At 64.4% G+C, this 20,382-nt stretch carries 16 protein-coding genes; 5 read left to right on the plus strand and 11 right to left on the minus strand.

Annotation, left to right across the window (positions count from 1 at the left end):
- Positions 1 to 8 precede the first annotated feature (8 nt).
- The 5 genes from F4827_RS17810 to F4827_RS17830 all read right to left on the minus strand — a co-directional run bounded on the left by F4827_RS17810 (position 9) and on the right by F4827_RS17830 (position 3,252).
- On the minus strand, positions 9 to 428 hold the full coding sequence (locus F4827_RS17810) for a DUF4279 domain-containing protein (RefSeq protein WP_183725461.1): 420 nt from the start codon (positions 426 to 428) through the stop codon (positions 9 to 11).
- Positions 429 to 441: 13 nt separating this feature from the next.
- A complete protein-coding gene (locus F4827_RS35355; protein WP_260175273.1) occupies positions 442 to 1,410 on the minus strand; it encodes a hypothetical protein in 969 nt (322 codons plus the stop codon).
- Positions 1,411 to 1,634: 224 nt separating this feature from the next.
- Entirely contained in the window at positions 1,635 to 1,859 is a 225-nt protein-coding gene (locus tag F4827_RS17820; protein ID WP_183725462.1) for a hypothetical protein, read from the minus strand.
- An 11-nt stretch (positions 1,860 to 1,870) separates the two neighbouring features.
- Positions 1,871 to 2,251 carry a hypothetical protein gene (locus tag F4827_RS17825; protein ID WP_260175274.1) on the minus strand — a complete coding sequence of 127 codons (381 nt, stop codon included), beginning with the start codon at positions 2,249 to 2,251 and terminating at the stop codon, positions 1,871 to 1,873.
- A 113-nt stretch (positions 2,252 to 2,364) separates the two neighbouring features.
- Positions 2,365 to 3,252, minus strand: coding sequence for a hypothetical protein (locus F4827_RS17830; protein ID WP_183725463.1), 888 nt, complete (start codon positions 3,250 to 3,252; stop codon positions 2,365 to 2,367).
- Between the two features lie 382 nt (positions 3,253 to 3,634).
- On the opposite strand from F4827_RS17830, the gene mnmH reads away from it, so the two are divergent.
- Positions 3,635 to 4,711, plus strand: a complete 1,077-nt coding sequence (gene mnmH, locus F4827_RS17835) for a tRNA 2-selenouridine(34) synthase MnmH (protein ID WP_183725464.1) — start codon at positions 3,635 to 3,637, stop codon at positions 4,709 to 4,711.
- Between the two features lie 253 nt (positions 4,712 to 4,964).
- Here the strand turns inward: mnmH and F4827_RS17840 are convergent, their stop codons facing one another.
- Positions 4,965 to 5,270, minus strand: coding sequence for a DUF4148 domain-containing protein (locus F4827_RS17840; protein WP_183725466.1), 306 nt, complete (start codon positions 5,268 to 5,270; stop codon positions 4,965 to 4,967).
- A 214-nt stretch (positions 5,271 to 5,484) separates the two neighbouring features.
- Positions 5,485 to 6,576, minus strand: coding sequence for a glycosyltransferase family 4 protein (locus F4827_RS17845; protein ID WP_183725468.1), 1,092 nt, complete (start codon positions 6,574 to 6,576; stop codon positions 5,485 to 5,487).
- Positions 6,577 to 6,852: 276 nt separating this feature from the next.
- Here F4827_RS17845 and F4827_RS17850 point away from each other — a divergent pair, with 276 nt between their 5' ends.
- Complete coding sequence (locus F4827_RS17850) at positions 6,853 to 8,118, plus strand: O-antigen ligase (protein ID WP_183725470.1); 1,266 nt, start codon at positions 6,853 to 6,855, stop codon at positions 8,116 to 8,118.
- A gap of 115 nt (positions 8,119 to 8,233) precedes the next feature.
- On the opposite strand, the gene msbA is transcribed toward F4827_RS17850, so the two are convergent.
- The gene (gene msbA, locus F4827_RS17855) at positions 8,234 to 9,988 is read right to left on the minus strand and encodes a lipid A export permease/ATP-binding protein MsbA (RefSeq protein ID WP_409258811.1); all 1,755 of its coding nucleotides are present in this window, start codon (positions 9,986 to 9,988) and stop codon (positions 8,234 to 8,236) included.
- Between the two features lie 237 nt (positions 9,989 to 10,225).
- Between msbA and F4827_RS17860 the strand changes: the two genes are divergently transcribed.
- Entirely contained in the window at positions 10,226 to 10,996 is a 771-nt protein-coding gene (locus tag F4827_RS17860) for a glycosyltransferase family 2 protein (RefSeq protein WP_183725475.1), read from the plus strand.
- Here F4827_RS17860 and dnaE read toward each other — a convergent pair.
- Positions 10,990 to 14,571 (minus strand): DNA polymerase III subunit alpha, encoded by a 3,582-nt coding sequence (gene dnaE / locus F4827_RS17865; protein ID WP_183725823.1) that lies wholly within the window; start codon positions 14,569 to 14,571, stop codon positions 10,990 to 10,992. The two genes, F4827_RS17860 and dnaE, sit on opposite strands and share 7 nt — an antisense overlap.
- Before the next feature lie 273 nt (positions 14,572 to 14,844).
- Between dnaE and F4827_RS17870 the strand changes: the two genes are divergently transcribed.
- Positions 14,845 to 15,729, plus strand: a complete 885-nt coding sequence (locus tag F4827_RS17870) for a sulfurtransferase (protein ID WP_183725477.1) — start codon at positions 14,845 to 14,847, stop codon at positions 15,727 to 15,729.
- 7 nt (positions 15,730 to 15,736) lie between these two features.
- Positions 15,737 to 16,735, plus strand: coding sequence for a tRNA glutamyl-Q(34) synthetase GluQRS (gluQRS, locus tag F4827_RS17875; RefSeq protein ID WP_183725479.1), 999 nt, complete (start codon positions 15,737 to 15,739; stop codon positions 16,733 to 16,735).
- Positions 16,736 to 16,806: 71 nt separating this feature from the next.
- Here the strand turns inward: gluQRS and F4827_RS17880 are convergent, their stop codons facing one another.
- Both F4827_RS17880 and F4827_RS17885 read right to left on the minus strand, forming a co-directional pair.
- The gene (locus tag F4827_RS17880; protein ID WP_183725482.1) at positions 16,807 to 18,315 is read right to left on the minus strand and encodes a DEAD/DEAH box helicase; all 1,509 of its coding nucleotides are present in this window, start codon (positions 18,313 to 18,315) and stop codon (positions 16,807 to 16,809) included.
- A gap of 558 nt (positions 18,316 to 18,873) precedes the next feature.
- The gene (locus F4827_RS17885; protein WP_183725484.1) at positions 18,874 to 20,310 is read right to left on the minus strand and encodes an aldehyde dehydrogenase family protein; all 1,437 of its coding nucleotides are present in this window, start codon (positions 20,308 to 20,310) and stop codon (positions 18,874 to 18,876) included.
- Positions 20,311 to 20,382: the final 72 nt, after the last annotated feature.

Raw genomic sequence — 20,382 nt, forward strand, 5'->3', positions numbered from 1 at the left:
GATTCGAGCTAACGGTACTCGTCGATTTCAACCGTGCCGCCCATCGCTTCCATCATCATCCGAATGTCGTCGGGCACGTCGGGTACGCGGTCGCCGCTCTCGTTCATCCAGTAGCAAAAGAAGCGCATTCGAGCGCCCGTGCGTTCGACGAGTCCGCGCAGGTCTGCTCGGGGAAGTGCGAGGCGATCCACGAGATAACGAAGGTGAGGGGTGAGTTCGTCACTTTCCACTACCAGTCCACTCGATAGGCTCCACGTGCCCTGTCGCCATGGGTATTCACTCACTCGCCCTGATGCCATCACGCGTTGTTGTCCTTTCGCCCCAGCGCGTGATGGCGAGACACCAAAATAACTGGTCCAAAACTCGGGCGGCTCGATGTCTTGATAGATGTTGAAAGTAGCGTGAGCAAGTTGATGCCTGTCCGTCATTGCTTTATTCCTTTCAAGGCGCGTAGCTGTGCATGTTGTCTATGATCTCACCACCAAACTCGACTCCGCCGTCGTCGTGCCAGATCACATTGTCGTCGCCGCGCAACTGGTTTTCTTCCTTCATTACGTGAATCATCGTTCCAAAGGTCTTTCGGTTATAGCCCAGCATCTTGGCGGCATAGTTTTCGTCGTTAGTCCTCGCCGCTAATTCCTCTGCGTCGCCATCCGGCATATCAGACTCATAGTCGAACGGCTGCGCATCGCTGAACGGCGACGAATCCCCGCCATCGTCAGCACTCGCGGCATCATCACCGAATCCAGCGTCCAGGCTGGTCAACGCTGAACTAGCTACGTCCTCGGCCGCATCAAACAGGCCGCTATCGCTCTCGGCCAAAGCGGCCGCGCGTGCGGCTGCCGTCCTGGCCGCCACTTCCTCGACGCGCTGGACCATCGCGTTGTACTTCTCGATATAGGCATATGCGCCATCTGAGTCCAGCCCCAACCAGTCCATCGCCAGTTGGTGAAATGACCGGCTGGCTGGAGCGGCAGCACCACCGCTGCCGCTGCGCATGATCGGTGCGGCCTCGCTCCAGGACTGCGGCGCAAAAGAAGCGCGTGCGGTACGAACAGGCGTGCGGCGCTCACGGTCGACCACTGGCACGATCCGGCCGCTGCTAACGGCCTCGCAAAGGATGCGCCGGATATTGTCGTTGTCGGTGAGCTGGTTCCCGCTCGAAAGGCTTATGCAGTCACGCGCGAAGGCCCGGATCTCGTCGATGTCGCAGGTAATAGTTCGCCGAAAATCGTAGTTGGGACGAAAGTACCGTGCGAAGTCGCTGCGGTCGCTTTCAAGCTGTCGCTTCTCGTCTGCCGGGATGAACGGCAGTGCCTCTCCAGAAGGGCTTCGGTAGTCCCGGACCGGCACGAGCTCGCAACTCCAGGAGCCCATGGCCAGCGGAACGGAAAGGCTGTTGTAGCTCATGGTCTTACCGTCAAACGCGGTTGTCGTGGGCGGTATTGATAACACGCGCACGCGCGTCCAGCCTTGCGGCAAACCGAAGTTGCATGACTAGATGCCGGATGAATAGACCGGCGAGGCGTTGGGGCCGCTGCGCCGCCAGCAACAGCAAAGCTGCTTTTTCGTTGCTAGCGGAATGTTCAGGTTCAGCGCAGTTTTGCCGTGGTGTGGCACGCCAGCTCTAGCCCTCAGTGATTCTCATCAATCTCGATTGGGCATTCCATCGCTGGCTGCCCGGTCTCGTCGCCGTCGCCAGACAGTAAATCGGAAAGCTCGTCAGGGCGTAACGCCCGCATCGCCTTCTCGACCTTCTTGTCATAGCGGCGGTCGTTTGGGTTAAGCAAGCCCCGGTGTGCTTTGCAGCCGTATTGCTGAACGAAGCGCCCCAGTTCGACAGCCAGGCGCGCCCGCATCCGTTTCACTCTCAAAGAACCGGCCCACTTTCGGTCTCGCGAACCTCCAGCGAATCGCATTCAATGGCGAGTTCCGCGCCAAGTGTCGAATAGACGAAAACGAGCAGCGCGGCTCGCCTGTGCGTGAGCCGCTCGCCGGTCTCAAGCACAGCACTGGCTCGCGCGTGCTTCGTGTCACCGGGCCCTACAACATGAATCCCGTAGACGATGTTCAGTAAGCCAAATTGCTTGACCGAAACACAGGTCACGCCCCTGAAGGTCAGGGCGACGCGCCTCTCACCGATGTACAGGCCGAGCGTTAGCGTACGTGGCTCGGCATTCGCTCCGACGGTTACGCTATCCAGAGACCAATCGTGGAAGTAGCCCCACGCCTTCAATAGTTCGTCTGTCATGTTGATCTACCAAGGAAGCAGGGAGACCGGCGCGCCCTCGTCGCGGTTATAGCCATCCCCGTTATGCGCGTGCGGATTGGGGTTCCCGTGATGCGCCTCAAAGTCGAAATCGGTTAGCGGCGTGCCGTTCGGCCCGTACTGGCGCATTTGCGGCATCGTCCACGGCATACTTGAGATCCACGTCCCCGGCTCACCGTTGAAGGGCATCCCAGCGAGTTCATCGACGTCGCCATCCGGCATATCCCGCTGATAGTCAAATGCCTGCACATCATCAAGCGGCGTTGAATCCTCCCCCACGCCGCTCGCGAAATCACCGTCGAATGCTGCATCATCACCCAACGCGGCAGCGCCACCCAGAACCCGAGCCGCCGCTGTTTCGACCGCGCCTGACCAATCAAGCCCGCCGCCAGCCCCGGCGGCGCTGCTAGCCGCAGCAGCCGCAGCAGCAGCAACCCGATCTTTGAGCGGGACGTATGGCGTGTTGTCGATAAAGCGGCCATAAGCGTCGAGCGGATGAACTGGGCGTCGCGCACACCGTAGACAGTGGGCTTCGGGTCCGGCGCCCGCTTTGGCCAGCTTTGCGGCGCGTAGAACCTGCTGACTCGCCGACTCCCGCGCCAAGCCCGGTCAATTGCCGGGATGATCGAGCCATCGCGCACCGCGTCGCGAAGGATGCGCGTCACACCGTTCCCATCAACGGGCGCGGACAATCCCGAGATAAGTAGATATTCGCGGATAAATGCAGTGCAGGCACTGAAATCGCCACAGGCCCGCGCAGCGCGGCGGCTGGTGGAAACGCGGAACAGCCGGTCGAAGTCCCGCCGATCGTGTTCGATTTGCTTTTCGCGGTCCTTTCGCCTCTGCTGACGTTCATCGTAAGACAAGCTCCACCATGAGGTGGGCTCTCCTACGTCGCGGGCAGGCACACGCGAGCATTGCCAGTCGCTCGTGAGCGGTACGCGCAGCGCGTTGTATGAATATCCCCATTCGGGTAACGACATCTCGCCTCCGCATCAATCTGAGGCGCGTATATCTAGCACGCGCCCTCGTGCCGCACCTTGCGATAAGCGGGAGGCCAGTTGACTTGATGCCGAACGCATCGGCCGGTGAAGGTTTGCGGGATGCGTCCACGCCGGGCTGCTGTCACGGCACCAGTTGGGAACAGCAAAAGCGCCTCATTCGCGCCTGGCGGAATGTTCAGTTTTGTTCAGGTGCGGAGCGGTTTTCACGTGCAGTGAACCGCCAGCTTTTGCAACGCCCGGCCTTGCTCCCGCAACGCCTGCGGCCAGCCAGTGTGTATCATCCCGTATCTACGCCAATGCCCACTAACGGGCATCCTGATGCAGCGCACAAAGCATCATCCGCCTCACCGGAGCACCGCAGTTGAATCACCAGCGCGTCACCCTGTCCCAGCTCGGCGAATTCGACGAAGTCGTCGACGTGCGCACGCCGCTCGAATACGCGGAGGATCACATCCCCGGCGCCATCAACGCCCCCGTGCTGAGCAACGAAGAGCGTGTGCTTGTCGGCACGCTCTACAAGCAGTCTCCGTTCGACGCGACGCGCGTGGGCGCGGCCATCGCCGCGCGCAATATCGCGATGCACCTGGACACCACCTTCGCCGGGCGGCCGCTCAACTGGCGCCCGCTCATCTACTGCTGGCGCGGCGGCAAGCGCTCCGGGTCGATGACGGCCATGTTCAACATGATCGGCTGGCGCGCGCGTCAACTCGAAGGTGGCTACAAGTCGTACCGCCATAGCGTGCTCGAAGCGCTGCACACGCTGCCCGCGCAGTTCCGCTTCATCGTGCTCACCGGGCCGACGGGCAGCGGCAAGACGCGTCTGCTGCAGGCACTGGCCCGCGCCGGCGCGCAAACGCTCGATCTGGAGGCGCTCGCCGCGCATCGCGGCTCGCTGCTCGGTGCGCTGCCCTCGCGTGCGCAGCCGCCGCAGAAGGCGTTCGATACCTCGCTCGTGCAGGTGCTGCACGGTTTCGATACCACGCGGCCGGTTTTCGTCGAAGCCGAGAGCCGCCGCATCGGCGCGATCACCTTGCCGATTGCGCTGGTCGAAGGCCTGCACGGCGCGCCGTGCGTTGTCGTCGATGTGGCGCGCGACGAACGTGTCGCGCTGCTGCTGGAGGAGTACGGCCATCTGCTCAACGAGCGCGAATACTTTCGCGAGCAGTTGCACAAGCTCACGCCGCTGCATGGGCGCGAGCGAATCGCGGCATGGTGCCAGTTGCTCGATGAGGACCGCCGTGCCGAGTTGTCCGAGGCGCTCGTGATGCAGCACTACGATCCGGCCTATGCGCGCAGCACGCGCAAGCACTTCGAGGCGCTCGCCCGCGCGCCGCACTTCACGTTCCATCCGATGTCGGCGGATTGCGTCGAAGAAGCGCGTTCACTGCTCGCGCAACTGGAAAGCACCGTTCAGACCAGCGACTTCTCCAGCCGATAACGCCCCTCAAATGCACGAAGGCCGCCAGCAATCACGCCCGGCGGCCTTCACGAAAAAGCGCCCGGACACCCATTCCGTGCCCGGGCGAAACCATCGGAGTGACCGATGGTGGAGGTATCTTGCAAAGTGTTCTCAGGTGGATAGCGCGCTGAGCCAGTGTCTTCACACCGCATCGCTACCCGCCTGCCACTCGCGCCGCGTCGCCCTCCAGCGATACGCGCACGCACTATCAGACTGCGAGACTGCGATGCGCTTAGCGCGTGTACATCGCGTTCCAGTCTTGCTGCGACACCGTGGCGCCGCGCACACCCGATTCCGACGCATTCGCGACACCGCCGTAGGCGCTGTTGCCGTTACGCGCGGCAACCTTGGCTTCGGCGGCCTGAATCGCTTCCGGGTAGTGAGCCTGGTCGCCATCGCCAACGTGGTAACCGACTTGCTCAAGTTGAACCAGTTCGGCGCGCACCGAGGCGCGGGTGACGGGTGCCTGCTGGGCGAACGAAGCAACCGGAACGATAAGGGCAGCGGCAACGGCAACGGCTTGAATCAGGGACTTCATGATGCGACCTCCAGTTTGGACTGAGCGGTCGACGTGCGACGGTATGTGCATGCGACCGATGTACACATCGTAGACTTCCCGATCCCTAGGGTTAACCCCTAAATCCAAACAAGACTTTTCCATCTGGTGGAAGGATCGCGGGAAAGCCCACGGGGCGGGCGATTGCGCAGGGTCCGATGTAGTTGCGCCCGCAGGAAGCGGGCGCGGCAGGCAATTAGCGAGACGAAAGGATGTCCGCCGCGAGGCCGAGCAGCGCGTCGACGTGGGCCGTCACACTGATGTCGTAGCGAATGGCCGGGTGCAGTCTCGAACCCGTGATTCCGGCAATCCCGGCAAGCCCGGCAATGCGCTGGCCACGCGCGGCAAGCGCCGCGTCCAGCACACGGCGCAGATCGGCGGCGTCATCGGGACGGAACACGTATTTGGCATCGTCGGCGATGGCGTCACAGCAGCCGATATTCGACGAAAAGATCACCGGCGTGCCGCACATGACCGATTCGATGCCGACAAGGCCAAACGGCTCGTACTTCGAGGCGAGAATCGTGTAATCCGCTGCGCGGTAGACGTTCTCCAGATCCTTCACGTAGCCGATGTAGCGCACGCGTTCGCTGGTGCGCTCCGGCGCTCGCCCCGCCACCGCCACGACCACGGGCGCGTCGATCGCGTCCACCACCGACTGGATCAACGGCAAGCCTTTGCGCTCGTGGCTGCTCGACGGGAACAGCAGCACGGTTTCGTGTTCGCCAAAGCCATATTGCCGGCGCAGCGCAGCGCGCGCCGCGTCGTCGACGGGCGAAAAGCGCGTACCGTCGACCGGCGGGCAAAGCACACGGATCTTCGCGTCGTCCACGCCGTAGAGTTCGAGAAGTTCTTCGCGCATGAGCGCAGAATGCGCGACGATCACGCGCGATCGCGCATATTGCCGGCTTTCGAGTTCGATCTGGCGTCGGTCCGAGCCGCGCGCAGGACGCCCCGTCGCGCGCAGAAAACCGCGGTGCGTACCGCCGCAGATTGCGATCTCCGACGTATCGACCCGATTGCAGCCGATCAGCACATCCACACCAGCGCGGCGGCGCAGCGTGGTCAGCCGCCGCGAGAACCAGCCATCGCGCCATTTGCCCGGCAGCAGCGACACGTTGATGCGATGCGGCTCGACCAGCGCATATTCGGCCAGAGACGGGTCGAACTTGCGTGCGAAAAACGCAGGCCGCAAGCGCCGCGCAGCCAGCCCCTGGACGAGGTCCATCGCATACCGTTCGAGGCCGCCGCTATGCTTGAGCGCGTTTGCGGAAATACCAACCTTCATGAACCGTCCGACATGTGAATTTTTTGCATAAATCGCGTGGGCCCGATTATATAGCCCCACATCCAGGCATCGCCGAAGGAAAGCCACCGTAATGCCCGGCCCCGCGCGCCGCCCAGGCCGCAAGCGCGTGGGCAAAAGGCCGTCCGGTATAATCGACCGGCTTTGAGCATGACTTTGGGCACAAGAGCGTCCATCCCTGGCCGCCCGGCGTCGGCAACGCGCCACCGGCCACATCGACCTGAAAACTGACTGCCCGTCCGATTTGCGCCGGCCGCCATGAATCACGAAACAACCACCCTCCCTCGCCGCCTGGCTCCAATCGTCTCCCTGCTGCTGATCCTCGGCCCGGCTACCAATCTGGTCTGGCGCGGCGGCACGGGCTATTGCTTTTTCCTGCTGCTGGCATTCGCGCTCTGGGGCCTGTACGCCTGCCGGCGTGAGCCGGGTTACTTCGCGCCATGGCGCGAGTATCGCTGGTACACGGCCGCCATGCTCGTGCCGCTCGCCGTGGTCGTCGTGCAGCAGCTCCTGATGGGCTATTGGGCGCCCCATCAATTCGACGCGCTGTCGCGCTTCACGCTCGCCCTGCCGGTTTTCCTGCTGCTCAGTCGCGTGCCTTCGCGCAATCTCACGGCTATCGGCTGGGGCTGCGCATTCGGCGCGCTCGCGGCCAGCGCATGGGTGTTCGTCGATCGTCCCGTGGGCGGCTGGAGCGATGCGGAACGCCTGAACAACTACTACACAAACGCCATCCCGTTCGGCGATACGGCCCTGCTGTTCGCCTTCCTCGCCGTCTTTACGTTCGGCTGGGACCGCAAGGCGCGTCCGCTCGCGCTCGTCGTGAAGCTCGCCGCACTGCTCGCGGGCGGTTTCGTCTCCTACCTCTCGGGTACGCGGGGCGGCTGGATCGCGATCCCCGTGTTCATGTTCGTGCTGGGCGTGCAATATGGCTGGTTCACGCACTGGAAACGCGTCGTCGTGGCGTTGGTGCTGGTAGCGGTGGCCGCGGGCGCGCTGCTGTCGACCGAGCGCATCCAGCACCGTCTCGCCGATGTCAGCTCCGACGTCGCGCTCATGCAGCACGGCGACAAGGACACCTCCACGGGCCTGCGCCTGCAACTCTGGAGCGCGTCGATCCGCCTGTTCGAGCGCCATCCGGTCTATGGCGTCGGCAAGGGCCATCTGGAAGCGGCGCTCGGCGATCTCGCGAGCCACGGCGAAGCTGCCCAGGCCATCGTCAACGAGCGCGCGCACAGCGACTTCTTCTCGGCCATCGCCGAAATGGGCGCGATCGGCGCGCTGAGCCTGCTGACGATCTACTTCGGCACCTCCGTGTACTTCTGGCGCGCACGCCGCGACACCGATGCCGTGATCCGCACGGCAGCGTGCAGCGGCCTCGCCGTTTCGTTCAGCACGATCCTGTTCGGCCTCACGATCGACGTGCTGGTGCCGATCCAGGTGATGGTGCTGATCTCGCTGCTCACCGCGACCTTCCTCGCAACCATCGTGTCGCGCCGGCGCGAGATCGCGGCCGGCAACTGATCCGCCGCTGCTTCTCCAGCCTCAAATCAAGCCAATAAAAAAACGGCCCATCGCGTCTGACGCGATGGGCCGTTTGTCCAGCTGCAGCGGCCTTGAGAGCCGCTGAGCGCTGAGCTTAAGCCGCGCTCTGCTGGAACTGGATCTGGTGCAGATGCGCGTAGAGACCGCGCTGTTCGAGCAGTTGCTGGTGCGAACCGCGCTCGACGATGCGACCGGCTTCCATCACGAGGATGCGGTCCGCGCGCTCGATGGTCGACAGACGGTGGGCGATCACGAGCGTGGTGCGGCCCTTCATCAGCGTTTCCAGCGCGGCCTGCACGTGACGCTCCGATTCCGAATCCAGCGCCGAGGTCGCTTCGTCCAGGATCAGGATCGGCGCGTCTTTGTAGATCGCGCGCGCGATCGCCAGACGCTGGCGCTGGCCGCCCGAGAGCTTCATGCCGTTGTCGCCGACCAGCGTGTTGACGCCTTCGGGCAGCGCCGCGATCGTGTCCCACAGATTGGCGGCGCGCAGCGCGCGTTCGACGCGCTCCAGATCGGCGGTTTCGCCGTAGGCCACGTTGTTCGCGACCGTGTCGTTGAACAGCGTGACGTCCTGGCTCACCATCGCGATCTGGCTGCGCAGTGCATGCACGTTGTAGTCGGCGACCGACACGCCATCGACAAGAATCTGGCCGCCGCTCGGATCGAAAAAGCGCGGCAGCAGGTTCACCAGCGTGGTCTTGCCGCTGCCCGAGGGGCCCGCCAGCGCTATCATCTCGCCCGGCGCGGCAGTGAAATGCACGCTTTCGAGGATCGGGCGCCCTTCCGGCCCATAGGCAAACGAGACATTACGGAACTCGATTTCGCCGCGCGCGTGCTGGAGCGGCTTGCCGCCGCCTTCGGGTTCGGCGGGCTCGTCGATCAGGCCGAAAATCAGTTCGGCGGCGGTCATGCCGCGTTGCAGCGGCTGGTTCACGTCGATCAGGTGCTTGAGCGGCGAGATCACCAGCAGCATCGCGGTCACGAAAGAGACGAAGCCGCCCACCGTGGTCTGGTCGTGCGAAGCCTGCACCACGGCGATCGTCACCACCACCGCGAGCGCGATCGAGGCGAGGAACTGCGTGATCGGCTGGGCCAGGCCGCCGGAGACCGTCATGCGCATCTGGTAGCCGCGCAGGCGCTTGCTGAGTTCGGTGAAGCGGTCGATCTCGTACTGCTCGCCGTTGTGCACCTTGACCACCTTGTAGCCCCCCACCGTCTCTTCGACGATGTACGACAGGTCGTTGGTGAGCAGTTGGTAATCGCGGTTCAGGCGACGCAGGCGACGGTTGATCTTGCTGACGAGCCAGCCGATCAGCGGCAGCAGCACGGCCACGATCAGCGTGAGACGCCAGTTGAGAATGAACAGGTAGCCGAGCAGAAAGACCACCGTGAGCGAGTCGCGCACCGCCGTGACCAGCACCGACATCAGCACGTTCAGGATCTGATTGACCTCGAACACGATGGCGTTGATGACCGTGCTCGCCGTCTCGCGCTGGAAGAATCCGACGCTCGCGTGAATCATGCGCTCGAACATCTTGAGGCGCAGTTCAAGCAGGATCTTGTTCGACACGTACTGGAGCAGATAGCCGGACGCGTATTGTGCAAGGCCGCGCACCAGCGAAAGGCCGATCACGGCGACCGGCACGATCCAGGTCGCGCTCGGGCTGCCCTTGGTGCCGAAGCCGTGGTCGAGCAGCGGCTTGAGCAACGCGGGGATACCGGCCTCGGTCGCGGCGACGATTGCCAGCGTCGCGACGGCGCCGATCGCCACCCAGATGAGCGGCTTCAGATACGGCCACAGCCGACGGCCTACGGAGCCGGGGTTCGAGGCCTCACCTTCGCCGATCGGCTTGCTGAGGGTAGATTGTCGGGGCTGCTCGCTCAAGGAATCCTCTGGAAAGCGTGTTCTGAAAACGGGGCGCGGCAGCGTCGGGAAGACGCCGCGTCAGCGCGGTACGCATTGTATACGGTTGGCGGGAGCGCCCGGCATACCTGCGAGAAGGCCGCGCGCAGGTATGCGCGGTGTGTATACTGCCTGCCGGCGCGCGCGCCTTTGCGCGCACCTCGACTCTTTCACCGCTGCATGACACAGACCACGCTCGGCGTCGCCATCATCACGAAAAACGCCGCGTTGCGGCTCGCTCAATGCCTCGACGCGCTGTCGTTCGCCGACGACATCGTCGTGATCGACGGCGGCAGCACCGACGGCACCGCGCAGATCGCCCGCGCTCACGGCGCGCGCGTCATCGAGCAGACCGACTGGCCGGGCTTCGGCCCGCAGAAGAACCGCGCGCTCGACGCCCTTGCCACCGACTGGATTCTGTCCATCGACGCCGACGAAATCGTCTCGCCCGAACTCGCCGCTTCCATGTGCGCGGCCATCGCGGCGCCGCAAACGGACGTGTATGCGGTCGATCGTTTGTCGAGCTTCTGCGGCGCGTGGATCCGCCACAGCGGCTGGTATCCCGACTGGATCCCGCGTCTGTTCCGGCGCGGCGCGGCGCGCTTCTCGGACGATCTGGTGCACGAACGACTGGTGTTCAGCGCGAGCGCCCAACGTCTCGAAGGCAAGCTGCTGCACTACTCTTACGAGGATTTCGACGGCGTGCTGCGCAAGCTCGACGCCTATTCGAGCGCGGGCGCCGAGCAACGCGCCGCGGCCGGCAAGCGCGGCAGCTTCGGCAAGGCGGTGGCGCGCGGCGCCTGGGCCTTCGTGCGCACCTACGTGCTGCGCGCGGGCTTCCTCGACGGTCGCGCGGGCTTCATGATTGCGGTGTTCAACGCGGAAACGGTGTACTACCGCTTCCTCAAGCTCGCGCTGCTCAACCGCCGCAGCGCGTCCCCGGATCAATAAACGATCTCGATCGAGCTACCGGCGAACTCGCCGCGCAGTGCGGCCAGCAGTTCGTCGCTGGGCTTGACGCGCCAGGCGTCGCCCAGACGCACCTCGCCTTGCGCGCGCTCGTTGCGATAGACGATCTGCACCGCGAGGCCGTTCGGGATCACCACCTGTTCGCGCTCGCGGCCACGGCCGCCGCCATATCCGCCACCGCCGCCATCGCGCCCGCCTCGTCCACGCGTCTCGACCACCGGCGCGGGCAGCGAATCGTCGGGTTTGGCGCGATGCGCTTCGAGCACCGAACGCAGCGCCAGCGCATCGGCATTACCGTTCATCTGCACCTTCACGGCCTGCGCATAGCGGCTGCGCGCGCGCTCCAGATCCATCACGGTATCCACCGTGAAACGGATGCCGCCCGTGAACGCATCGTTGCGCGCGCCGCCTTGCACGACCAGCAGCTCGTCTTCCTTGAAGAGCGCCTTGTGTGCCTCGTACTGCTCGTTGAACACCGTCACCTCGCACTGGCCGGTGCCGTCGTCGAGCAGCGCGATCAGCATCTTGCCGCGCTGCGTCATCTGCGTGCGCAGCGAGGCGATCACGCCCGCCACCAGCTTGTCGCGGCCTTCCTTCAGTTCGCCGATCTTCTGGCGCACGAAGCGGCGCACTTCGTCCTTGTACGCATCGAACAGGTGGCCTGACAGATAGAAGCCGAGCGCGCCCTTCTCTTCCTGGAGCTTGCGCTTTTCGTCCCACGCCGGTTCGTCGACCAGTTCGTGCGCCGCCAGCGGCGCGTCGCCCATATCGAACAGACCTGCCTGCATGGCGTTGGCGCTGGCCTGATCGGCGGCTTCCATCGCCATCGGCACGGAGGCGATCAGCTGCGCGCGATTGGCATGTATCGTGTCGAACGCGCCCGCGCGGATCATCGCTTCGATCGTGCGGCGATTGACCAGACGACGGTCGATGCGCTCGCAGAAGTCGAATAGATCCTTGAAGAGGCCGCCTTCCTTGCGCGCGCGCAGGATTTCTTCGATGGCGTTCTGGCCGCTGCCCTTGATCGCGCCCAGACCGTAGCGGATGGTGCGCGAGCGCTTGCCCTCGGCCACGTGTTGATCGGCGACCGGCTCGAAGCGATACGCCGACGCGTTGACGTCCGGCGGCAACACCTTGAGGTTGTTGGTCGCGCAGTCTTCGAAAAGGATCTTGACCTTGTCGGTGTCGTCCATGGCGAGCGACATATTCGCCGCCATGAATTCGGCCGGATGGTGCGCCTTGAGCCATGCCGTGTGATACGCGAGCAAGGCATACGCGGCCGCGTGCGACTTGTTGAAGCCGTAGCCCGCGAACTTTTCCATCAAGTCGAAGGTTTCGTCGGCTTTCTCGCGCGTGAGGCCGTTCTTCGCCGCGCCTTCCGCGAAAATCTCGCGGTGCTTGGCCATTTCCTCGGGCTTCTTTTTACCCATCGCACGACGCAGCAAGTCCGCGCCGCCCAGCGAGTAGCCGCCGATGATCTGCGCCATCTGCATCACCTGCTCCTGATAGACCATGATGCCGTAGGTCTCTTTCAGAACAGGTTCGACGCGCGGATCCGGATACTCCACCACTTCGCGGCCGTGCTTACGCGCGCAGAAGCTGGGGATCAGATCCATCGGGCCCGGACGATACAGCGCCACCAGCGCGATGATGTCCTCGAAGCGGTCAGGTTGTGCGTCCTTCAGCATGCCCTGCATGCCGCGGCTTTCCAGCTGGAACACGGCGACCGTATTCGCTTTCTTGAGGATCTGGAACGACGGTGCATCGTCGAGCGGCACTTCCGCGAGCGACCAGTCTTTCTTCGACGGGTCGAGCATGCGGATATAGCGCTCGGCCCAGTCGAGGATCGTCAGCGTGGTCAGACCCAGAAAGTCGAACTTCACGAGGCCGACGGCCTCCACGTCGTCCTTGTCGTACTGGCTCACCACGCCGCTTTCGTCGCCCTGGGTGTAGAGCGGGCAGAAGTCCGTGAGCTTGCCCGGCGCGATCAGCACGCCGCCCGCGTGCATGCCGACGTTACGCGTGAGACCTTCCACCAGCTGCGCGAGGTCGAGCAGCTGGTGCACTTCGTCTTCGTTGTCGTAGCGCTCCTGCAGCAGCGGCTCTTCCTTCATCGCGTCGGCGATGGTGACGTGCTTGCCCGGCTTGAACGGAATCAGCTTGGCCACGCCGTCGGTGAAGTTGTAGCCGAGGTCCAGCACGCGGCCGATGTCGCGCACCGCCGCCTTCGCCGCCATGGTGCCGAAGGTGGCGATCTGCGAGACCGCATCGGCGCCGTATTTCTCCTTCACGTACTGAATCACGCGGTCGCGGCCGTGCTGGCAGAAGTCGATGTCGAAGTCGGGCATCGAGACGCGTTCCGGATTCAGGAAACGCTCGAACAGCAGGTTGTAGCGCAGCGGATCCAGATCGGTAATGCCCAGCGCGTACGCCACCAGCGAGCCCGCGCCCGAACCCCGGCCCGGCCCTACCGGCACGCCGTTGTTCTTGGCCCAGTTGATGAAGTCGGCAACGATCAGGAAGTAGCCCGGGAAGCCCATCTTGATGATGGTTCCGCACTCGAAATCCAGCCGTTCGTTGTAGCGCGCGCGTTCGTTTTCGCGTTCCGCTTCGCCCGGATAAAGCTGCACGAGGCGCTTTTCCAGCCCTTCGCGCGACAGTTGCACGAGGTAATCGTCGAGCGACATGCCGTCGGGCGTCGGGAACAGCGGCAACTTGGGCTTGCCGAGTTCGAGCGTCAGATTGCAGCGCTTGGCGATTTCGATGGTGTTGGCGATCGCCGAGGGAATGTCCGCGAACAGCGCGGCCATTTCTTCCTGGGTGTGAAAACGCTGATCGATCGTGAAGCGCTTCTGACGGCGCGGATTGGCGAGGATGTCGCCTTCCGAAATACACACGCGGGCTTCGTGCGCGGTGTATTCCTCGGCGGTCATGAACTGCATCGGGTGCGTCGCGACCACCGGCAGTTGCAGATCCGCGGCAAGCGCGACGGCCTGCTCGACGTATTGCTCGCCGCCGGGCTGGCCGCAGCGCTGCAGTTCGATGTAGTAGCCGTTCGGGAACAGCCCGGCCCAGCGCTGCGCGTGACGCTTCGCGCTTTCGACATTGCCCGCAGCGAGTGCGAGACCCACGTCGCCCTGCTGCGCGCCCGAGAGCGCCAGCAGACCTTCGCCCAGGCCGCTTTCGAGCCACGCGACATCGACTTCCGCGCGCCCGCGATGTTGATTCGTGAGCCAGGCTTTGGACAGCAGTTCGCACAGATTCAGGTAACCGGTCTTGTCCTTCACGAGCAAAAGCAGGCGCGAAGGCTTGTCGCGGTCGTCCGGATTCATGATCCAGACGTCGCAGCCGGCAATGGGTTTGACCCCTTTGCCACGGGCTTCCGAATAAAAACGAACGAGGCCGAATGCGTTGCCGAGGTCGGTGAGCGCGAGCGCGCCCTGACCGTCTTTGGCCGCAGCCTTGACGAGGTCGTCGAGGCGCACGATGCCGTCGGCAATCGAGAATTCGGAGTGGACGCGGAGATGGACGAAGCGGGGATCTGACATGGGCGTTATTGTACCTCTACGGTCCGGCGATTTTCGCCGCCGGCGGCTTGGGCGCAGCGGTTTCGGCGAGTTTGCGCGCGTGCCGACAGCGAGGCGAAATCAGCGCGCGAACTTGCGCACCGTCAGCGCCGCGCGACACTGTGGCCGCCGGGACAACGCGCTGCAGGCGACTCGCCGCCCGGTTGAGGGATAATAGTGGATTGCGCCCGCCTCACTGACCGCTGCTCTAACTGCTTCTCTGACTGCGGGCCCGTCCGAATCAGCTTTGAGTGTTTGTTGGCCATGCGTATCCTCAACCTTTCCTCCTACCAGTTCGCGACGCTCGACAAGACCGCCGAATGGCGTCCGCTCGTGCTCGCGCGCTGCAATGAACTCGATCTGCGGGGCACGATCCTGCTCGCGCCCGAAGGCATCAATCTGTTCGTCGCCGGCGACGAGCCGAACGTGCGCGCCTTCATGGATTACCTGCGTACCGACCCGCTTTTCGAAGGCAAATTCGCCACGCTGCAGTTCAAGGAGAGCTTCTCCGAAGACCGTCCATTCAATCGCATGCTGGTGCGCCTCAAGCGCGAAATCATCACGATGAAGAAGCCGGCGATCCGTCCCGAAGAAGGCCGCGCGCCGTCGGTCGCGCCGGTCGTGCTCAAGGAATGGCTCGATCGCGGCTTCGACGACGAAGGCCGTCCTGTCGTCATGCTCGATACGCGCAACGACTTCGAAATCGACGTCGGCACCTTCGACAAGGCGCTCGATTACCGTCTGACGAAGTTCAGCGAATTTCCCGCTGTGATCGAAGCCAACCGCGCCGATCTCGAAGGCAAGACCGTGGTGTCGTTCTGCACCGGCGGCATCCGCTGCGAAAAGGCCGCGATCCACATGAAGGAAGTGGGGATCGAGCACGTTTATCAGCTCGAAGGCGGCATTCTCAAGTACTTCGAAGAAGTGGGCGGCGCGCATTACAACGGCGATTGCTTCGTGTTCGACCAGCGCACCGCGCTGAACCCGCAACTCGAACCCACCGACAAGGTGCAGTGCTTCGCGTGCCGCGCCGTGGTGACGGCCGAGGAACAGGCCTCGCCGCTGTACGAAATCGGCAAGAGCTGCCCGGCGTGCCATCCGGCGCGCGAGCAGGCAGCAGGCACCCCCGCCGCAGCGCACGCCGCGTAACACGCGCGTGAGCGCACCCGCCAGCCGCAAACGTGGGTATCGTGGGCGCTTTGCGCCCTCGCCCACTGGCCCTTTGCATTTCGGCTCGCTGGTTTCAGCGCTGGCGAGCTGGCTCGACGCGCGCGCGCATGGCGGCGCGTGGCTCGTGCGCGTCGAGGATATCGACGGCCCGCGCACCGTGCCCGGCGCGGCTGCGGACATTCTCGCCACGCTCGGGCGCTTCGGCTTTCACGCCGATGAACCGCCGGTGCGGCAAAGCCAGCGCATTGGCCTGTATCGCGAGGCGCTCGACGCGCTGATCGCTGCGGGCCACGTCTACCCGTGCGGTTGCACCCGCAAGGAAATCGCCGATTCGCAATTGCACGCGCACCGGCGCAATACCACGCTGATCTATCCCGGCACCTGCCGCGACGGCCTGCACGGCAAGACCGCGCGCGCGTGGCGCCTGCGCGTGCCGGACGATCAGCCGGATCAGGCCGATCAGGCCGACCAAAACGCCGACCAAAACGCCGACCAAAACGCCGATCAAAACGCCGATCAAAACGCCGGGAACCCCGCGCTGATCCGCTTCGACGATCGCTGGCAAGGTCCGCAGCACCAGGATCTGGCGAACGAAGTGGGCGATTTCGTGCTGCTGCGCGCCGATGGGCAATGGGCCTATCAACTCGCCGTGGTCGTGGACGATGCCGCGCAGGACATCACGCACATCGTCCGCGGCGCGGACCTGCTCGACTCCACCGCGCGCCAGATCTGGCTGCAACAGTGCCTGAAAGCGCCGACGCCAACGTATCTGCACGTGCCCGTCGTCACCAATGCGCAAGGCGAAAAGCTTTCGAAGCAGACCGGCGCGCAGGCGCTCGACGTGTCGCGCCCGCTGGAAGCCTTACTCGCCGCTGCGAAACATCTGGGGCTCGAACTGTGCGAACCCGCGCCCGTCTCGATCGACGCCTTTCAGGTTGATGCAATCGACGCCTGGAAGCGGCGTCTCACGCACCTGCCAGCATAAAAGCGCAGGCGAAAAAAACGGCGTGCCGGGTTTTCACCCGCACGCCGTTTTCACGTCTGGAACGCGTCAGATCAGGACGACGACGAAGGCGTCGGCTTGTTGCGCCACGACGAACCCAGTCCGCCGAGCAGCGCGGCCAGCGGCTGCTTCGACTTTTGCGGCGCGGCGGCCTGCTCGGGCTTGCTCTCGGTCTTGCTGCGCGCGGCGGCGGACGGCTCGTAGGGCTTCAGGAAGAAGTCGTCGACAGGCTGCGAACGGTGATGATGCGGACGATCGAAACTCCCCGTGCGGCGATGACCACGCTCGCTGCGCTCGCCACGACCCTCGCGATCACCGCGCGCTTCGCGGCTTTCACGGCCTTCGTGGCCGTCGCGCTCACGGCGGCGGCTGCCGCCTTCGTGATGCGCCACCGGCGTATCCACGACCAGATGCTCGACCGTCAGCGGACGCTTGATCAGCTTCTCGATATCGGCCAGTTGCTTCCTCTCGTTCGAGCTGCACAGCGACAGCGCATCGCCGGTCGCTCCCGCGCGGCCGGTACGGCCGATACGGTGCACGTAGTCTTCGGCGTTGAACGGCAGGTCGAAATTGATGACGGCCGGCAATTCGGCGATATCGAGACCCCGAGCGGCCACGTCGGTGGCCACCAGCGCTTCGATCTCGCCGCGCTTGAAGGCGTCGAGCGCCTGCATGCGTTCGTTCTGCGAGCGGTCACCGTGAATCGCGGCGGCCACGATGCCGGCCTTCTCGATCTGGCGCGCCAGACGGCTCGCGCCGATCTTGCTGTTGCAGAACACGATCACCTGCTTCAGACCGCGCGAACGGATCAGTTGCACCACCGCGCCGGTCTTGTCGCCTTCGGCGACTTCATAGACGATCTGCGTGACGTTCGCATTGGTCGAGTTGCTGCGCGCGACTTCGATGGTCTGCGGCGTGCGCAGATAGGTGGCGGCGAGCTTCTTGATTTCCGGCGAGAACGTGGCCGAGAACAGCAGCGTCTGACGCTCCTTCGGCAACAGGTTCAGGATGCGCTGCAGGTCCGGCAGGAAGCCCATGTCCAGCATGCGGTCCGCTTCGTCGAGCACGAGCATCTGCACCTGGCCGAGATTCGTGGTCTTCTGCTGGACGTGGTCGAGCAGACGGCCGGGCGTGGCGATCAGGATTTCGACGCCGCGGCGCAGCTCGTCCGACTGCGGGTTCATGTCGACGCCGCCGAATACCACGGCGCTGCGCAGCGCCGTGTGCTGCGCGTAGGTACGCACGTTGCTGGCCACCTGGTCGGCCAACTCGCGCGTGGGCGTGAGGATCAGCGCGCGCACCGGATGGCGTGCGGGAGAGGCGCTCGTGCTCGCCATCGGCAAGAGGCGCTGCAGGATCGGCAGCGAGAAGCTGGCGGTCTTGCCGGTGCCGGTCTGGGCGGCGCCCATCACGTCGCGGCCCGTGAGGACCACGGGAATGGCCTGCGCCTGGATCGGCGTGGGCGTCGTGTAGCCCTGCTCCTGGATCGCCTTGAGGATGTCGGGCGCGAGGCCGAACTGATCGAAGGTCGCAGTGCTGGGCTTGACGTCGGTGTCGGACATGGTGGGTTTCGCTATAAAGGCGCTAGGCGCACGAGGCGCCATGCGCCTCAAATAATCACTGCGGGACTGCGGTCGTGCTGGCAGATGGTGCAAGGCGCGCGGCCTTGTCTCTCTGGATTGCCCGGGAGCGACCGGCAGCGCCGGTCGTGGCGGACAGCTTGCGGAACGGGCCGCTTGCGCGGACGGGAGTGCTCTGGCACGGGGTGCGCAGGCTTGCTGCCGCGCTCGACCCGCTTTTGCACCCACTGCGCTCGACTTACCCGGTGAGATCACCGGGGCTCGTTCCCTTATTTACGCATCGATGCACGGGCCCTGACGGCGCGCGCACCTGGCTGCGTAGCGGCTCGTGCCGGTTTGACCTGGCCGCCTGGGTGCTGCCGGCGCGGCGCTCGATCGAGCAGGCGCAATCCGGCGAAAGGCCGGTATTGTAACACCTTGGCATAAATCCCTATGGCCCCAAGGGCGGCCTTCTGCAACGGCGCGGCGCTTATGGTCAGGCCCCTTGACTGGTTACGGCCCGGCCAGATCCGCAGCGCCGCCCTGCCCTGCTTTAACGCTTCACCACGTTTGACGCATCACCATGAGCCGCAACTCGGTCATATCCTCGATGGCGTAGCGCACGCCTTCGCGGCCCAGGCCCGAATCCTTCACGCCGCCATACGGCATGTTATCGACGCGAAATGACGGAATATCGTTGATGACCACGCCGCCCACATCGAGCCCGTCCCACGCTCGATGCGCATGGGCCAGCGAATCGGTGAACACGCCTGCCTGCAGGCCGAAATCGCTTTTGTTGACGATGTCGAGCGCCTGGCCGAAATCGTCGAAACGTTCGAGAATCGCCACCGGCCCGAACGCCTCGCGCCGATACAGATCGGTGCCGCGGCCCACGTCTTCCAGCAGCGTCGCCTCGAACATCGCGCCGTCCACCTTGCCGCCCGCAATGATCTTCGCGCCCGCCAGCACCGCGCTCTCCATCCAGCCCGCCAGACGCTTCGACTCCGACTCCGAGATCATCGGCCCGACGAACGTGGTTTCGTCCTTCGGATCGCCCATTTTCAGCGTCTTGACCTTGGCGATCAGCTTGTCGCGCAGCGCGTCGTAGAGCGACGCGTGCACGAGAATGCGCTGCACGCCGATACAGCTTTGCCCCGACTGGTAGTACGCGCCAAACGCAAGCCGATCCACCACGTAATCGAGCTTCGCACCCTGGTCCGCATCGACGATGGCGGCCGCGTTGCCGCCCAGTTCCAGCACCACTTTCTTCTTGCCCGCCTTCTTCTTGAGATCCCAGCCCACGGCCGGCGAACCGGTGAAGGACAGCAGCTTGAAACGCTCGTCGGTGGTGAAGAGATCGGCGCCGTCACGATGGGCGGGCAGGATCGAAAACGCGCCCTTGGGTAAATCCGTTTCCGCCAGAATCTCGCCGATGATGAGCGCGCCCACGGGCGTGCGGCTCGCGGGTTTGAGCACGAAGGGCACGCCCGCCGCCAGCGCGGGCGCAACCTTGTGGGCGGCCAGATTGAGCGGGAAGTTGAACGGCGAGATGAACGAGCACGGGCCGATCGGCACGCGCTTGACGTAGCCGTGATAGCCCTTGGCGCGCGCTGAAATTTCCAGATTCACGATGTCGCCGTCGATGCGCACGCTTTCTTCGGCGGCCACGCGGAAGGTGTCGATCAGGCGCGTGACCTCGCCGCGCGCATCGTTGATCGGCTTGCCGGCCTCGATGCACAGCGCCATCGCCAGTTCGTCGAAGCGCTCGCGAAAACGCGCGACGCAGTGATCGATCACGGCCTGGCGCTTGAACGGCGGGAAGGCGCGCAGCGCGGGCATGGCGGCCTCGGCGGCGGCGATAGCCTGGTCGATCGCCCGGCCGTCGGCGAGCGCCACGCGCGTGGCGACTTCGCCGCTGTATTTGTCGGTCACTTCCAGGTCGGTGTTGGCGGCGACGGCCTCGTTCGCCAGGTAGTACGGATAAGTCGCTTTGAGCATGACGCGTTCTCCGGAAAAACGCGGCGCGCCACGTCACAGCAGGTGAGGCCGCGCCGACGATGTTTGCAATAC

The sequence above is a fragment of the Paraburkholderia bannensis genome (assembly GCF_014200455.1).
GTDB lineage: Bacteria > Pseudomonadota > Gammaproteobacteria > Burkholderiales > Burkholderiaceae > Paraburkholderia > Paraburkholderia bannensis_A.

Coding starts and splice junctions, on each gene's coding strand:
- F4827_RS17885 (WP_183725484.1), bottom strand. CDS start 20,310: ATGCTCAAAGCGACTTATCCGTACTACCTGGCGAACGAGGCCGTCGCC.
- F4827_RS17880 (WP_183725482.1), bottom strand. CDS start 18,315: ATGTCCGACACCGACGTCAAGCCCAGCACTGCGACCTTCGATCAGTTC.
- F4827_RS17830 (WP_183725463.1), bottom strand. CDS start 3,252: ATGTCGTTACCCGAATGGGGATATTCATACAACGCGCTGCGCGTACCG.
- F4827_RS17845 (WP_183725468.1), bottom strand. CDS start 6,576: ATGAAGGTTGGTATTTCCGCAAACGCGCTCAAGCATAGCGGCGGCCTC.
- F4827_RS17870 (WP_183725477.1), top strand. CDS start 14,845: ATGCGTATCCTCAACCTTTCCTCCTACCAGTTCGCGACGCTCGACAAG.
- F4827_RS35355 (WP_260175273.1), bottom strand. CDS start 1,410: ATGAGCTACAACAGCCTTTCCGTTCCGCTGGCCATGGGCTCCTGGAGT.
- F4827_RS17820 (WP_183725462.1), bottom strand. CDS start 1,859: ATGCGGGCGCGCCTGGCTGTCGAACTGGGGCGCTTCGTTCAGCAATAC.
- F4827_RS17840 (WP_183725466.1), bottom strand. CDS start 5,270: ATGAAGTCCCTGATTCAAGCCGTTGCCGTTGCCGCTGCCCTTATCGTT.
- F4827_RS17825 (WP_260175274.1), bottom strand. CDS start 2,251: ATGACAGACGAACTATTGAAGGCGTGGGGCTACTTCCACGATTGGTCT.
- F4827_RS17860 (WP_183725475.1), top strand. CDS start 10,226: ATGACACAGACCACGCTCGGCGTCGCCATCATCACGAAAAACGCCGCG.
- F4827_RS17810 (WP_183725461.1), bottom strand. CDS start 428: ATGACGGACAGGCATCAACTTGCTCACGCTACTTTCAACATCTATCAA.
- F4827_RS17850 (WP_183725470.1), top strand. CDS start 6,853: ATGAATCACGAAACAACCACCCTCCCTCGCCGCCTGGCTCCAATCGTC.